12 protein-coding genes are annotated in these 14,025 nt (G+C 73.1%); 2 read left to right on the top strand and 10 right to left on the bottom strand.

The features are described from left to right. Window positions 1–35: 35 nt before the first annotated feature. Window positions 36–1,808, bottom strand: coding sequence for a prolyl oligopeptidase family serine peptidase (locus tag ACLF5H_RS26610; protein WP_421678567.1), 1,773 nt, complete (start codon window positions 1,806–1,808; stop codon window positions 36–38). 208 nt (window positions 1,809–2,016) lie between these two features. Between ACLF5H_RS26610 and ACLF5H_RS26605 the strand changes: the two genes are divergently transcribed. Continuing rightward, complete coding sequence (locus ACLF5H_RS26605) at window positions 2,017–2,808, top strand: SURF1 family protein (RefSeq protein WP_421678533.1); 792 nt, start codon at window positions 2,017–2,019, stop codon at window positions 2,806–2,808. 28 nt (window positions 2,809–2,836) lie between these two features. On the opposite strand, the gene ACLF5H_RS26600 is transcribed toward ACLF5H_RS26605, so the two are convergent. The 7 genes from ACLF5H_RS26600 to ACLF5H_RS26570 form a co-directional block, all read right to left on the bottom strand. Next, window positions 2,837–3,997 (bottom strand): hypothetical protein, encoded by a 1,161-nt coding sequence (locus ACLF5H_RS26600; RefSeq protein ID WP_421678532.1) that lies wholly within the window; start codon window positions 3,995–3,997, stop codon window positions 2,837–2,839. Window positions 3,998–4,055: 58 nt separating this feature from the next. Continuing rightward, window positions 4,056–4,733, bottom strand: a complete 678-nt coding sequence (locus ACLF5H_RS26595) for a SigE family RNA polymerase sigma factor (RefSeq protein ID WP_078967502.1) — start codon at window positions 4,731–4,733, stop codon at window positions 4,056–4,058. Between the two features lie 313 nt (window positions 4,734–5,046). Next, window positions 5,047–6,102: an aspartate-semialdehyde dehydrogenase gene (locus ACLF5H_RS26590; RefSeq protein ID WP_421678531.1), complete on the bottom strand. Its 1,056-nt coding sequence runs from the start codon at window positions 6,100–6,102 to the stop codon at window positions 5,047–5,049. Beyond that, window positions 6,099–7,370, bottom strand: a complete 1,272-nt coding sequence (locus tag ACLF5H_RS26585) for an aspartate kinase (RefSeq protein WP_421678530.1) — start codon at window positions 7,368–7,370, stop codon at window positions 6,099–6,101. Before ACLF5H_RS26585 ends, ACLF5H_RS26590 begins: the two co-directional genes overlap by 4 nt. Before the next feature lie 204 nt (window positions 7,371–7,574). Beyond that, a complete protein-coding gene (locus ACLF5H_RS26580) occupies window positions 7,575–8,237 on the bottom strand; it encodes a DUF5063 domain-containing protein (protein WP_085565817.1) in 663 nt (220 codons plus the stop codon). Then, the gene (gene recR, locus ACLF5H_RS26575) at window positions 8,230–8,829 is read right to left on the bottom strand and encodes a recombination mediator RecR (RefSeq protein ID WP_361672581.1); all 600 of its coding nucleotides are present in this window, start codon (window positions 8,827–8,829) and stop codon (window positions 8,230–8,232) included. The genes ACLF5H_RS26580 and recR overlap by 8 nt, the downstream gene beginning before the upstream one ends. A 51-nt stretch (window positions 8,830–8,880) precedes the next feature. Beyond that, window positions 8,881–9,225 (bottom strand): YbaB/EbfC family nucleoid-associated protein, encoded by a 345-nt coding sequence (locus ACLF5H_RS26570; RefSeq protein WP_128791031.1) that lies wholly within the window; start codon window positions 9,223–9,225, stop codon window positions 8,881–8,883. Between the two features lie 236 nt (window positions 9,226–9,461). Here ACLF5H_RS26570 and ACLF5H_RS26565 point away from each other — a divergent pair, with 236 nt between their 5' ends. Continuing rightward, window positions 9,462–10,208 (top strand): SLATT domain-containing protein, encoded by a 747-nt coding sequence (locus ACLF5H_RS26565; protein ID WP_421678529.1) that lies wholly within the window; start codon window positions 9,462–9,464, stop codon window positions 10,206–10,208. Window positions 10,209–10,236: 28 nt separating this feature from the next. Here ACLF5H_RS26565 and ACLF5H_RS26560 read toward each other — a convergent pair whose 3' ends face one another. Together ACLF5H_RS26560 and ACLF5H_RS26555 are read right to left on the bottom strand one after the other, a co-directional pair. Then, the gene (locus tag ACLF5H_RS26560; protein ID WP_421678528.1) at window positions 10,237–11,766 is read right to left on the bottom strand and encodes a substrate-binding domain-containing protein; all 1,530 of its coding nucleotides are present in this window, start codon (window positions 11,764–11,766) and stop codon (window positions 10,237–10,239) included. 143 nt (window positions 11,767–11,909) lie between these two features. After that, entirely contained in the window at window positions 11,910–13,880 is a 1,971-nt protein-coding gene (locus tag ACLF5H_RS26555) for a serine/threonine-protein kinase (RefSeq protein WP_421678527.1), read from the bottom strand. Between the last annotated feature and the right edge of the window lie 145 nt (window positions 13,881–14,025).

Here is a 14,025-nt window from a genome sequence, read left to right as displayed (position 1 = left end):
AAGGCCGGAGGGGAGCGGGCGGGCGGGCCGGGCGGTTACGCCGGGAGGTGCCGCTGGGCGAAGTCCAGTTCCAGGGCCACCTGCTTGATGCGCTCGTCGACGACCAGGGAGCCGTGCCCGGCGTCGTAGCGGTAGACCTCGTGGGTGGCGCCGAGGGACTGGAGGCGGTGGATGTAGTTGTCGATCTGGCGGATGGGGCAGCGGGGGTCGTTGACCCCGGCCGAGATGTAGACCGGGGCCTTGACCTGCTCGACGTAGGTGAGCGGGGAGGACGCCTCGAAGCGCTCCGGGACCTCCTCGGGGGTGCCGCCGAGGAGGGTGCGGTCCATGGCCTTCAGGGCCTCCATCTCGTCGTGGTACGCCGTGACGTAGTCGGCGACCGGGACGACCGCGATGCCGACCGTCCACGCCTCGGGCTGGGTGCCGATGCCGAGGAGGGTGAGATAGCCGCCCCAGGAGCCGCCGGTGAGGACCAGCCGGTCGGGGTCGGCGAGGCCCGAGGAGACCGCCCAGTCGCGGACCGCCGCCACGTCCTCCAGCTCGATCAGGCCGACCCGGTGCTTGAGGGCGTCGGTCCAGGCGCGGCCGTACCCGGTGGAGCCGCGGTAGTTGACGCGGACCACCGCGTACCCGTGGTCGACCCAGGCGGCCGGGCCCGAGGCGAAGGAGTCGCTGTCGTGCCAGGTCGGGCCGCCGTGCAGGTCGAAGACGGTGGGCAGGGGGCCGCTCGCGCCCGCGGGCTTCTGGATCAGGGCGTGGATCCGGCCGCCGGGGCCCTCCACCCATACGTCCTCCACCGGCACCGACGGCGGGCACTTCATGCCGGGCGGATCCAGCACCACACCGCCGGAGGTGGACCGCACCACCGAGGGCTCGGCGGAGGAGGACCACAGGTACTCCACGCTGCCGTCCGGGCGCGCGGTCGCCCCGGAGACGGTGCCGGGCGGGGTGGGGACACGGGTCAGCTCGCGGCTCGCCAGGTCGTACCGGAACAGCTCGCTGCGGGCCTCGAAGCTGTGCGCGATCAGCAGGCCCGAGCCGTCCGGGTACCACTCGGCGCTGACGTCGCCGGGCAGCTCAAGGGCGAGGTCCGTCTCCTCCCCCGTGGCCACGTCCCACACCAGCGGCTCCCAGCGGCCCCGGCGCTGGTGCCCGATGAGCAGCCGGGTGTCGCCGTCGACCGGGGCGAAGCCCAGCACCTCCAGGCCCAGCTCCTCGGCGCCGCCCTTGGTGTCGTCCAGGTCGGCGACCGCCGAGCCGTCCGGGCGCAGCACGCGCAGCGCCGCGTGCATGGCGTCGCCGTGCTCGGTGTGCTCGATGGCGATCAGGGAGCCGTCGTGGGAGAGGTCGCCGACGCCCGCGGACTCGCGGTGCCGGTAGATCTCCACCGGGTCGGCGCCCGCGCGGGCCAGATGGATCGTGGTGCCGTCCTCGTCCGTGGAGCGGCCGACGACCGCGGTGCGTCCGTCGCGGGCCAGGGCGAGACCGGCCGGGTAGGAGGCGGCGAGGCCCGGGACGGCCGGCTCGTCGGCGCCGCCGGTGAAGGGCTGGCGGCGCCAGACGCCGAACTCGTCGCCGTCCTTGTCGTCGAACCACCAGATCCAGGCGCCGTCCGGGGAGAGGGTGCCGTCCGTCGTGCCGTTCGGCCGGTCGGTGGCCTGGCGCTGCTCGCCCGTGGTGCGGTTCCACGCGTACAGCTCGTACGTCCCCGTCGCGTTCGACACGAACAGCGAGCGGTCCGGTGCGTCCTCGGCCCAGTCGGGCAGGGACACCCGCGGCGCCCGGAACCGCTTCTCCCAGTCCGGCATGTCCGCGCTGCCCGGCGCCTGCGGTGCGCTCGGCGTCGTGCTCTCAGTCTTGGCCCCAGTCATGCGCCCATACTGCCTGGCCGCCGCGACAATTGTGCGGCGGGTGAGCGCAGCCTGTGGATAACTTTCCCGCCCCGGGCACCGCACGCGCACGTGTGAGGGCCGACCCGCGGGCGGGGCGGCGGGGCGGGCGCCGTACCGTGGGGGCGTGTACCGGTTTCTGCTGACTCCGCGCTGGTGGGGCATCAACGTCTTCGTGCTGCTCGCCATCCCCTTCTGCATCTTCATGGGGTCCTGGCAGCTGAGCCGGTTCGAGGGGCGGGTGCACGAGGAACACGCCGCGAACCGGCAGGCCGCGTCCGACGCCGCCCAGGCGGCCCGCCCGCTGGACTCGATGCTGCCGGTGAACAAGGCGACGTCCGGGCGGCGGGTGTCCGCGCACGGACGGTACGGGACGCAGCTGCTCGTGCCCGGCCGGCAGCTGGACGACAAGAACGGGTTCTACGTCCTGACGCTGCTGCGGACCGACACCGGGAAGTCGCTTCCCGTGGTGCGGGGCTGGCTGCCCGGGACGGCGTCCGCGGCGAAGGCGCCCGCCGCGCCACGCGGTGAGGTGACCGTCGTCGGCGCGTTGCAGGCGTCCGAGACTCCGGGCGACAACGGGGTCAGCGGGCAGGGCGGACTGCCCGCGGGGCAGACGGCGGCGATCAGTTCGGCGGCGTTGGTCAACCTGGTGCCGGACCGCTTGTACGACGCGTGGGTGACGCTGGACACGGCGGACGCCGGGATGAAGGCGGTGCCGGCGTCGGCGCCGGACGGCACGGGGCTGGACCTGAAGGCGTTCCAGAACCTCGGGTACACCGGGGAGTGGTTCGTCTTCGCCGGGTTCACGGTGTTCATGTGGTTCCGGCTGCTGCGGCGGGAGGTCGAGGCCGCGCGGGACGCTGAGCTGGGCCTGGCGCCGGAGGAGACGCCGCCGGTGACCGTCTCCGGTAACTGAGCGGCCCCAGCCCCCCAGCCCCCGGGCCTCAGGAATCCGCCAGTACCCCCGTGTAATACACCGTCCCCGCGCACTCCTGCGGCACCTTCGCGGACGCCGTCGGGCCGCCGGAGGCGGGGGTGTGGGTGACCAGGACGCTGCCGTCGGCCGTGGCGTCGCCCGAGCCCAGCTGGGCGGTGGTGCCGGAGGCGCTGCCGATGTCGGCCGCGCCGTCGCTCGGGGTGGGGGACGGGTCCGGGGTCGCGCCGCCGTCCGTGCCGCCGGTCGGGCCGCCCGTGGTGGGACAGGTCTCGGAGGGGACGAAGGCGAACTTCTCCTGGTAGGCGGCGCCGGGCTGGAGGACCAGGCCCGCGGCTTCCTGGGAGGGATCGGGCAGACCCGTCGCCGCGTCGCCCGCCGCGTGCCGTACGACGGCGATCTTCGCGGGGTCCGCCGCGCCCAGCGCGCTCGCGCCCACCGTGCCCGCGCCGCTCACCGCGCAGGGCCCCGAGGAGACGTTGCTGACGCGGAAGGTGCCGTACACGATGCCCGTGGAGTCCGGCGCTGCCGCGCTGCCCGTGACGGAGCCCAGCTGGGCCGACGTGCACACCGGGACGCCCGCGGTCAGGGTGGCGGAGGGGTTCGCGCCGGCGGCGGCACCGGCGTCGCCCGCGCCCCCGCTGTCCTTGTCCCCCGGCTTCCCCGGCCCCTTGCCGGGCTGGACCGGGCGGCCGTCCGCGCCCCTGCCGACGCCCGTGCCGACGCCCTTGTCCTTGTCGTGCCCGGTGCCGGAGTGCGCCTGCGAGGACTGGCCGGCCATCGCGGTGTCCGGGTCGGCGCCGCCGGAGTCGGAGACATGCACCAGCGCCGGGATCGCCGTACCGAAGAACAGGGCCGCCGCCGCCATGCCCACGGCCGCCTGCCGCTTGCGGGCCCGGCGCGCGGGGACCGCCCGGCGCAGCCGCTCCAGCGTGCCCGCGCCCGGCTCGACGCCGTCGACCGCGGAGTGCAGCAGCCGCCGCACCGCCACCTCGTCCGAGCCGAGCCCGCCGAGCGTCCGGGCGAGCCACTCGTCCTCGGCCCCCGGACGCGCGTTCGGGTCCGCCGGGCCCGGCTCCCCGCCGGCGAGGGGGCCGAAGAAGTCGGCGCTCTCCCGGTCGCGTTCGGGTTCGAGCCCCTCGGTGCGCCTGTCGTCGGGGCCGTGGTTCACAGTTTCGTTCCCAGCGTGCGGTGAGGTGTGGTGGTGGCGTTGCGGTGCGGGCGCCCGGTCATGCGAGTGCCTCCATGGCCACCCGCAGCGCGGCGATGCCCCGCGAACCGTACGCCTTCACCGAGCCCAGGGAGATGCCGAGCGTCTCGGCGACCTGGGCCTCGGTCATGTCCGCGAAGTAGCGCAGCACCAGGACCTCCCGCTGGCGGCGCTGGAGCCCCTTCATCGCCTTGATGAGGTCGCGGCGCTCCAACTGGTCGTACGCGCCCTCCTCCGCGCTCGCCATGTCCGGCATCGGCTTGGCGAGCAGCTTGAGGCCGAGGATGCGGCGGCGCAGCGTGGAGCGGGAGAGATTGACGACCGTCTGCCTGAGGTAGGCGAGGGTCTTCTGGGGGTCGCGGACGCGTTTGCGCGCCGAGTGGACCCGTATGAAGGCCTCCTGGACGACGTCCTCGCAGGAGGCGGTGTCGTCGAGGAGGAGGGCGGCGAGACCCAGCAGCGAGCGGTAGTGCGCCCGGTAGGTCTCGGTGAGATGGTCCACGGTGGTGCCGGTGACGGCCTCCGTGGCCGCGGTGTCGTCGGCGCCGTCACGCTGACCGGGTATGCGGGCGGGCCGCGCGGCTGGCATGGGCGCGATCACCGGCATGCCGCCGGGCGTGCGGGGGCGCAACGCCGCACGCGGCGGCCGAAGGGCCGCGGTGCCGCGTCCCCCTGTGAGTTCCAGTACCTCTGCCACGCCTGTTGGACACGTCTGCCCCCGCCAGGGTTGTACGCGCCGGGCGTCACATGTGCGACAGCCGGCGGTGCCTCAAGTGCCGTCATGCGTCCCGCTCTTCCCCTATGTCCGATGTGGACGGGCATCCCCGCGCCCGGTCCGCTCACGGCGCCCCCACGCCCCGAAGAGTGACCGCAAAGACGCTCCCCGCCCTCCGCGTGGTTGCGGAGGGCGGGGAGGCACATCTTCTGTCGCCGAGAGGGCCGGCTCAAGCGGTTTGGACCATGCCGCCGGACACGCTTCGCACACAGATCCTACAAAGCGGCCACACGGTTCACCCGGCGGACTCCTGGGCGACCAACTCCGCGATCTGTACGAGGTTCAATGCGGCGCCTTTGCGCATATTGTCGCCGCAGACGAAGAGTTCGAGCGCGGTCGGATCGTCCAGCGACTGCCGCAGCCGCCCCACCCAGGCGGGATCGGTGCCCACCACGTCGGCGGGGGTGGGGAACTCACCGGCCGCCGGGTCGTCGCACAGCACCACACCGGGCGCGGTGGCGAGGATCTCGCGGGCGCCGTCCACCCCGGCCGCGCCCTGGAAGCGGGCGTGGACCGTCAGGGAGTGGGTGGTGACCACCGGCACCCGGACACAGGTGACGGAGACGGGCAGGCCGGGCAGCGACAGGATCCGGCGGGCCTCGTCGCGCACCCGCAGTTCCTCGGAGGACCAGCCGTCCTCGGCGGCGGTACCGGCCCACGGTACGACGTTCAGCGCGACCAGCTCCGGGAACGGACCGGTGGCGTCGCCCACGAGGCGTCGTACGTCCCCCGGTGCGGTGCCCAGCTCGGTGCCGGCCACCTGGGACAGCTGGGCGCGCAGCGCCTCCACCCCGGCCCGGCCGGCGTCGCTCACCGCCTGGCAGGCCAGGACCACCAGCTCGCGCAGCCCGTACTCGGCGTGCAGGGCGCCGAGCGCGACGATCATCGTGAGGGTGGTGGCGCCGGGGTTGGCGATGATGCCGCGCGGGCGGTTGCGCGCCCGGTGGGCGTTGACCTCGGGCACCACCAGGGGCACGTCCGGATCGGCGCGGAAGGCGCCGGAGTTGTCCACGACCACCGCGCCGGCCGCGGCGGCGATCGGCGCCCACTCGGCGGCGACCCGCTCCGGCACGTCGAACAGGGCGATGTCGACCCCGTCGAAGCAGCCCTCGGTCAGGGCCGAGACCTCGGCCTCCGCCCCGCGCACGGCCAGCTTGCGGCCGGCCGGGCGGGGGGAGGCGAACAGACGGATCTCGCCCCAGATGTCCTTGCGCTGGGAAAGGATCTGGAGCATGACCCGGCCGACCACCCCGGTCGCCCCCACGACCGCGAGCGTCGGCTTGGCGTTCATCGCCCGGTGCCTCCGTAGACGACGGCCTCGTCGGTGTCGGAGTCGAGCCCGAAGGCGGTGTGCACGGCGCGCACGGCCTCCACCACGTCGTCCTTGCGGGTGACGACCGAGATACGGATCTCGGAGGTCGAGATCAGCTCGATGTTCACACCCGCGTCGGACAGCGCCTCGAAGAAGGCCGCGGTGACGCCCGGGTTGGTCTTCATACCCGCGCCGACCAGGGAGATCTTGCCGATCTGGTCGTCGTAGCGCAGCGAGTCGAAGCCGATGCCGGGGCGGTTGCGCTCCAGGGCGCCGATGGCCTTGCGGCCCTCGGTCTTCGGCAGCGTGAAGGAGATGTCCGTCAGGCCGGTGGCGGCGGCGGACACGTTCTGCACGACCATGTCGATGTTGATCTGCGCGTCGGCGATGGCCCGGAAGATCGCGGCGGCCTCACCCGGCTTGTCCGGCACACCGACGACCGTGATCTTGGCCTCGGAGGTGTCGTGCGCGACACCGGAGATGATGGCCTGTTCCACCTTCTTGTCCCCAATCGGCTCACTGCTGACCCATGTGCCCTGCAACCCGCTGAAGCTGGAGCGTACGTGGATCGGGATGTTGTAGCGGCGGGCGTACTCCACACAGCGGTGCAGCAGGACCTTGGAACCGGAGGCCGCGAGCTCCAGCATGTCCTCGAAGGAGATCCAGTCGATCTTCTTCGCCTTCTTCACCACGCGCGGGTCGGCGGTGAACACACCGTCGACGTCGGTGTAGATCTCGCAGACCTCGGCGTCGAGGGCGGCGGCGAGAGCCACGGCGGTGGTGTCCGAACCACCGCGGCCGAGCGTGGTGATGTCCTTCTTGTCGGCGCTGACGCCCTGGAATCCGGCGACGATCGCGATGTTGCCCTCGTCCAGCGCGGTCCGGATGCGGCCCGGCGTGACATCGATGATCCGGGCCTTGTTGTGGACCGAGTCGGTGATGACGCCGGCCTGGCTGCCGGTGAAGGACTGGGCCTCGTGGCCCAGGTTTTTGATCGCCATGGCCAGCAGCGCCATGGAGATCCGCTCTCCGGCGGTCAGCAGCATGTCGAATTCGCGCCCGGCAGGCATCGGAGAGACCTGCGCGGCGAGATCGATCAACTCGTCCGTCGTGTCGCCCATCGCGGAAACGACGACGACAACCTGGTTGCCGTTCTTCTTCGCTTCCACGATCCGCTTGGCGACGCGCTTGATGCCCTCGGCATCGGCTACGGAGGAGCCTCCGTACTTCTGCACGACAAGGCCCACGTGCGCTCCTCGCTCGGTTCGTTTGTGTCGGCTCAGTTTAACGAGCGTCCAACATCCACCACCCTGGTCCCGCATGGTGAGACATCGGCCCGGGGGACCCCGGACGCCCGCTTCCGGATGGCCTTCTGCCCGCCCGGGACCGACCCACGCGGAACGTGCCCCGGGTCACACCCGGCGCCGTACCCGCGGGACATGGCTACGGCGTCAGGAACCGGGCCGCATCCCGAGCGGTCCGCCGATCTCCTCGGCCATCACCCGGCCCGCCTCGAACTCCAGGGTCTCGTCGCCCATCGGGCTCTGGTCGGTGTCCAGGCCGTCCAGCTCCTCCAGGGGCTGGTTGAGGCGGACGTGGATGAGCACCGACTGGAGGGCGCGCAGCACGGCTGAGGCCGTCGGGCCCCAGTTGGAGAAGTAGGAGAACTGCCACCACCACAGGGCCTCGGTGGTGCGGCCCGCGCGGTAGTGGACCATGCCGTGGCGCAGGTCCGTGATGATGTCGGCGAGGTCGTCGGAGATCCGGGCCGGCACCGGGGCCTTGCGGGGCTCGTAGGGGTCGAAGACCTCGGAGTAGACGTCGACGGGCTCCAGCAGCCGGGCGAAGTTCTCCCGCACCCCGTCCACGTCCGGCTCCGGGCCCGGGTCGGGCTCGTAGCGCTCGTCGGGGACGATGTCCTCGTGGGCGCCCAGCCGGCCGCCGGCCAGCAGCAGCTGGGAGATCTCCAGGAGCAGGAAGGGCACGGTGGAGCCGGGCTCGTCGCCCCGCGCCACCTCCGTCACGGCCACCAGGAAGCTCTCGACCTGGTCCGCGACCTGTACCGCGAAGTCGTCGGGGTTCTGCGACGTGGCGTGCAGCGTGGCGTCAGACATCTAGGAGTCTTCTCCCCTCGAAGGCGCGGCCGAGGGTGACCTCGTCCGCGTATTCCAGGTCGCCACCCACCGGGAGGCCGCTGGCCAGGCGGGTGACCTTCAGGCCCATGGGCTTGATCATGCGCGCGAGGTACGTGGCCGTCGCCTCGCCCTCGAGATTCGGATCGGTGGCCAGGATCAGCTCTGTGACCGTCCCGTCGGCCAACCGCGTGAGAAGTTCCCGTATACGCAGGTCGTCGGGGCCGACACCCTCGATGGGGCTGATCGCCCCGCCGAGCACGTGGTAGCGGCCGCGGAACTCGCGGGTGCGCTCGATCGCGACGACGTCCTTCGGCTCCTCCACGACCGCGATCACCGAGGGGTCGCGGCGCGGGTCACGGCAGATGTTGCACAGTTCCTCCTGCGCGACATTGCCGCAGGTCGCGCAGAAGCGGACCTTCGCCTTGACCTCCAGGAGCGCCTGCGCGAGCCGCTTCACGTCCGTCGGCTCGGCCTGGAGGATGTGAAAGGCGATCCGCTGCGCGCTCTTGGGACCGACGCCGGGCAGCCGCCCCAGCTCGTCGATGAGGTCCTGGACCACGCCTTCGTACAACGGACTGCCCTTCCTGGAGACCTTTCGGTACGTACGCTAGTTGGACCGGGCTCAGAACGGCAGACCGGGGATGCCGGTGCCGCCGCCCAGGCCCTGGGCCAGCGGGCCGAGCTTCTGCTGCTGGAGCGCCTGCGCGTTCTCGTTCGCCGCCTGTACGGCGGCCACGATCAGGTCGGCGAGGGTCTCGGTGTCCTCCGGGTCCACCGCCTTGGGGTCGATCTTCAGGCCGCGCAGCTCGCCGGCGCCGGTCACGGTGGCCCTGACCAGGCCGCCGCCCGCCTGCCCGTCGACCTCTGTGTTCGCCAGTTCCTCCTGGGCCCGCTGCAGATCCTGCTGCATCTGCTGGGCCTGCTGGAGCAACTGCTGCATGTTGGGCTGGCCACCACCGGGGATCACGATCAGCTCCTCTGTGTCTTTCTCCTTGGCACGAGCCTACGTGGTCCAGGCGGCCATCACACCGCCACTCTTTCGAGTGAGAGAGATGACGGATCTATAGCTGATCAAGGCCTTCTTCCGGGCGGAAAAGCCGGGAAAGTCACGACCGGGCCACCCGTTGGGCGGTAGGAAGGGTGGCGCACGTCGGCAGGGAATGTCACGCTACGTGACCGGTCGTGATCAGTAGGGAGTGCCGGGTGGGTCAGCCGGAGATGCAGCCCGAGGGGCCGCCCCAGGACGGGCGGGGCGAGGGCTCGGCCGGACCCCGGCCGGGTGATCTGACCGGGCGGGCGCTGCCGCCCGGCGACTGGGGCGAGCCCGGCGAGCGGCTGGACGAGCTGTACCGGTGGGTGGAGCACGGCGCGCTGCGGACGGCGGACTGGTATCTGCGGGACCGGGTGTGGAAGCGGCGCGGGGCGCGGGTGCTGCGGGCCGGTGCGGCGGTGGGCGCGGTGACCGGGGCGGCGCTGCCGCTGCTGGACCTGACGAAGGTGGCGGGGGGCGTGGCGCCCTGGGGATGCCTGGCCCTGCTGCTCGCGGCCGCGTGCGCGGGCGCGGACCGGTACTTCGGGGTGACGTCCGGCTGGATGCGGGACGTGGCGACGGCACAGGCGGTGCAGCGGCGCCTCCAGGCGCTCCAGTTCGACTGGGCGGTGGAGGGGGTGCGGGAGGTGCTGGGCCCCACGGAGGGCACGGCGAGCGAGGCGGCGGAGCGGTGCGTGGTCCTGCTGCGCCGCTTCTCGGAGGACATGACGGAGCTGGTCCGGGCGGAGACGGCGGACTGGATGGTGGCGTTCCGGGCGGGCGCGGCACCGATGGGGGTGCAGTCGGTGGCGTATGTGCCGCGGCAGGAGGCGGTGGGGCAGGTCGCCCGGTTCGTCCTGCCACCGGCGGGCGGCACCCGCCCGAACATGCCGAGGCAGCGGCCGCCGGAGCCGCGGTGACCATGGGGGCCGGGTCGCCCACCGGCCGCTAGGCGCACAGCTTCAGTCCCTCCGGCGTCCAGCACGGCACATGCCCGTGGGTGCGGATGATGTCCTGCCCGTCGCCCCGGGTGAGATACGTCAGGAAGCTGGAGGCCAGCGAGTCGGCGGGCGGCCGGCCGTAGGTGTAGGCGTACTCGATCTCCCGGTAGGGGTACTCGCTGTGGTCGTGCTCGATGGCGTCCACCGACGGCGCGTCCCCGTCGAGGCCGAGCACCCTTAGCCCCTTCGCGGCGTCCGCGAGGTTCAGCTCGCTGTACCCGACCGCCCCGGGCAGCCGCGCGACCTCGGCCAGCACCTGGTCCGTGGAGTCGAGTTCGCAGCGCGCCACCGGCGCCGAGGGATAGTCCTTGTGCACACAGTCCACCGAGGTGTTCGCCATCTCGCCGCCGCCGAGCACCCGGCGCTGGAACACCTGCCGCGTCCCGGAGTCGGCGTCCCGGCTGACCAGGCGCACCGGCAGCGAACGCCCGCCCAGCTGAGCCCAGTTCGACACCTTCCCCGCGTACAGCCGGCGCACGTCCGCCGTGGACAGGTTCCGCAGCCCCACGTCGTCGTTGAGGACGAGCGCGAACACCGACAGCGCGACCCGGTTCTCCCGCAGCCGGGACAGACCGCCCGGCCGGGGCCCGTCGGAGAGGGCGACCACCGGCGGCGACCCCTTGCCCTGGCTCGCCGCGCCCTCCGCCGCCAACTCCCGTGTCCCGGCGGTCGATCCGTGCGCGTCGACGGTGACGGTGGCACCCGCGCAGTCCTTCTCGTACTTCCGCGCCGCCTCCTCCGTCACCGGTGCGAACGCCGTCGACCCGATCACCGTGAGCGTCCCCTTCTCGCAGCCGATCGGCGGCGGGGTGTCGTCGCGGGCCACGACGATCGCCGCCAGGGTCACCACGCACACCGTGAGCATGATGGTGATGCCCCGGGACGCCCGGCTGAACAGCGGCGGCTTGTCGTCCGGGGTGGCGCTGCGGTTGGGGTGGACCTCGCCGTCCCGGATCCCGCCGATCAGCCGTATCTCCCGGCCCACGTCCCCGCCGGACAGCAGCACCAGCAGCTTGAAGTGGTCGCCCTTGTTCAGCGGGACGGGCGGGATGCGCAGCGTGTTGCCCTGGTAGCCGAAGCCCCGCTCGGCGGCGAAGTGGTCCATCAGATGCCCGGTGTCGCTGGGCTGGGTCACCGAGACCCCGCGGACGGTACGGTCCGTGAACACCGCGGTGAGGCCGTGGTCCTCGGGACCGGTGTAGTCGGCGCGGTCGATGCCGAGCGAGCCGTCGTTCTCGACGCGCAGCAGCACCAGCGTGGCGTCCGACATGCCCGGCACCTCGTCGAACAGCCCGAGCCGCCGATTGGCCCGGCCCGAACGCACGTCGTCGCCTATGGCGTTGTCCATCTGGACCCGGTAGCCGATCCTCTTGCGCCGCGGCACCCGGCGCTCGTACCAGACCATGCCCGCGGACGCGACGATGCCCAGCAGCGCCGTGCCGACGGCCACGATGTTCTCCGCGCTCAGCCACTCCATCTGGGTGCCCCCGCAACTCCCCGGAGCCGGATCGGGGCAGCAACGGTACGCGCGGGCAAGAGGACGAACCGGACACGTTCGCGGGAATTCGCCGTACGTTCAACCAACCCGTGCGGCACGGGAGTCGGCAGACGAGAGACCCGTCACTGCCGGGTGTACGTCAGGCTCTCCCCGCCGCCCTGCTGCGCCCGGCGCAACCGCCCGTCCGGCAGCAGACTGACCTCCGTCGGGTCGCCCGGTGTGCACGCGGAGACGGGCTCGCCGCTGGTCACGACGGACGGGCCGATCTCCAACGGCCCTCCGGAGTACGGTGCTTGGCTGAGTTCGGCCGCGAAGACGCAGTGGTACATCCCGCCGCCGTCCGCCGGACCCTGCGCCTCCAGCGTCAGCACGTCCTCCCCCACCTTTCCCTGACGGATGGTGAGCCGACGGGTGTTGGTGCCGCTCGCGCCGTCGATGGTCGCCGCCCAGGTCCCCAGGTAGGCGTCCGGGACGGCACCCGCGCCCGAGGAGGTCGGCGAGGCGGAGGGCGAGGCCGGACCCGGACCGCGCTCCCCGGAACCGGTGGGAGACGCGGACCGCGAGGCCGGCGCGGGACCGGCCGTACCGCCGCTCTTGCTCTCGACCCCGCTGTTCAGCAGCGCGTACACCGAGCCGCCCGCGCCCACCGCCACGATCACCGCGATCACGACCAGCAGGACCGTGGACCGCCCGCTGCGCCGCTCCGGCTCGGGCTCCGCGCCGTAGGGCGGGTACGGCGGGTACGACTGCTGGGGGTACCCGTACCCGAAGGACCCGGGCGGCTGGGGCGGCGGCACGGCCGCGGTGCCCTGCGTGAAGTACGGCTGCCGGGCGCCCTGTTGGGGGTGCGGCTGGGCCTCCTGCCGGGGATCCCCGTACGCCCCGGGGACCGTCACCGGCAGCGGCGCCCCCGCCCCCGCCGACGGCAGCCGCCCGGCACCGGCCCCGCCCCCCTGCGCGGCGGCGCTCCCGCCCCCGTCCGAGACGGCGGAGTGCTCGGGCGAACCCCCGCCCCGCACACCGTCGTCCCCGGCATCCCCGGCATCCCCGGCATCCCCGGCATCCCCGGCATCCCCGGCATCCCCGGCATCCCCGGCGTCCCCGGCGTCCCCGGCGTCCCCGTCACCCGGCCGCGCGCCCGCCGCGCCGGGGCCGGTCGCGCCCGCCGACGGCTCCTCGACCTCCAGCAAGCCCACCGCGTGCCGACCGAGCTGGGCCACCAGCGCGCCCGGCAGCCAGGGGTCACGGGAGCGGCCGCCGGACACCGTGTCCTGTGCCCCCGTGCGCTCCAGCAGCGTGTCCAGGGACGGCCGGGCGGCCGGATCCTTGCGCAGGCACGCCCGCACCAGATCGGCGATCCCCTCCGGCACCCCCGCCAGCTCCGGCTCCTCCTGGGCGATCCGGAACATCAGCGCGTGCACCCCGCTGCCGGCGTTCCCGAACGGCATCCGCCCGGTCGCCGCGTACGTCAGCACCGAGCCGAGCGAGAAGACGTCGCACGCCGGGGTGACCTGGTCCCCGCGCACCTGCTCCGGCGCCATGAACCCCGGCGAGCCGACCAGCGACCCGGTCAGGGTGAGCCCCTCGCCGCCCGCGGTGCCCGTCTCCAGGGCGCGGGCGATGCCGAAGTCGATCACGCGCGGCCCGTCGATGGTCACCAGCACATTGGACGGCTTCAGATCCCGGTGCACGATCCCGGCCGCGTGGATGTCCTTCAGCGCGTGCGCGAGCCCCGCCGCGAGGATCCGTACCGACCGCTCCGGCAGCGCCCCGTGATCGTGCCCCACCACCTGCTGGAGGCTGGGCCCGGCCACATACCCCGTGGCCACCCAGGGCACCGCCGCCTCGGTGTCCGCGTCCAGCACCGGCGCGGTCCAGTACCCGCCGACCCGCCGCGCGGCGCCCACCTCGCGCCGGAACCGCGCCCGGAACTCCTCGCGCGCGGCCAGCTCCGCGCGCACCAGCTTCACGGCGGCCGTACGGCCGCGGTCCGAGCGGGCCAGGTACACCATGCCCATGCCGCCCGCGCCCAGCCGCGCCAGCAGCCGGTACCCCCCGATCCTCTGGGGATCCCCCGGACCGAGTTCCTCCATGACCGCCCCGCCCTTCCCGCCCCGTCAGCTGTGGCAACGGCCCGAGAATAATCCGGTCGTACAAGGTGCCGGAGGCCCAGTCGTCCACGGTTCCGTAACAGGCCGGGCGCCCGCGCCCGACCGGATGTCGACAACCTGTCGCGGA

The organism is Streptomyces sp. LaBMicrA B280 (assembly GCF_049222185.1).
Taxonomy (GTDB): domain Bacteria; phylum Actinomycetota; class Actinomycetes; order Streptomycetales; family Streptomycetaceae; genus Streptomyces; species Streptomyces murinus.
Note: the sequence above shows the minus strand (reverse complement) of the source record. Positions and strands in the feature narration are given on the sequence as shown.

Coding starts and splice junctions, on each gene's coding strand:
- ACLF5H_RS26610 (WP_421678567.1), bottom strand. CDS start 1,808: ATGCCGGACTGGGAGAAGCGGTTCCGGGCGCCGCGGGTGTCCCTGCCC.
- ACLF5H_RS26590 (WP_421678531.1), bottom strand. CDS start 6,102: ATGAACGCCAAGCCGACGCTCGCGGTCGTGGGGGCGACCGGGGTGGTC.
- ACLF5H_RS26580 (WP_085565817.1), bottom strand. CDS start 8,237: ATGTCTGACGCCACGCTGCACGCCACGTCGCAGAACCCCGACGACTTC.
- ACLF5H_RS26560 (WP_421678528.1), bottom strand. CDS start 11,766: ATGGAGTGGCTGAGCGCGGAGAACATCGTGGCCGTCGGCACGGCGCTG.
- ACLF5H_RS26555 (WP_421678527.1), bottom strand. CDS start 13,880: ATGGAGGAACTCGGTCCGGGGGATCCCCAGAGGATCGGGGGGTACCGG.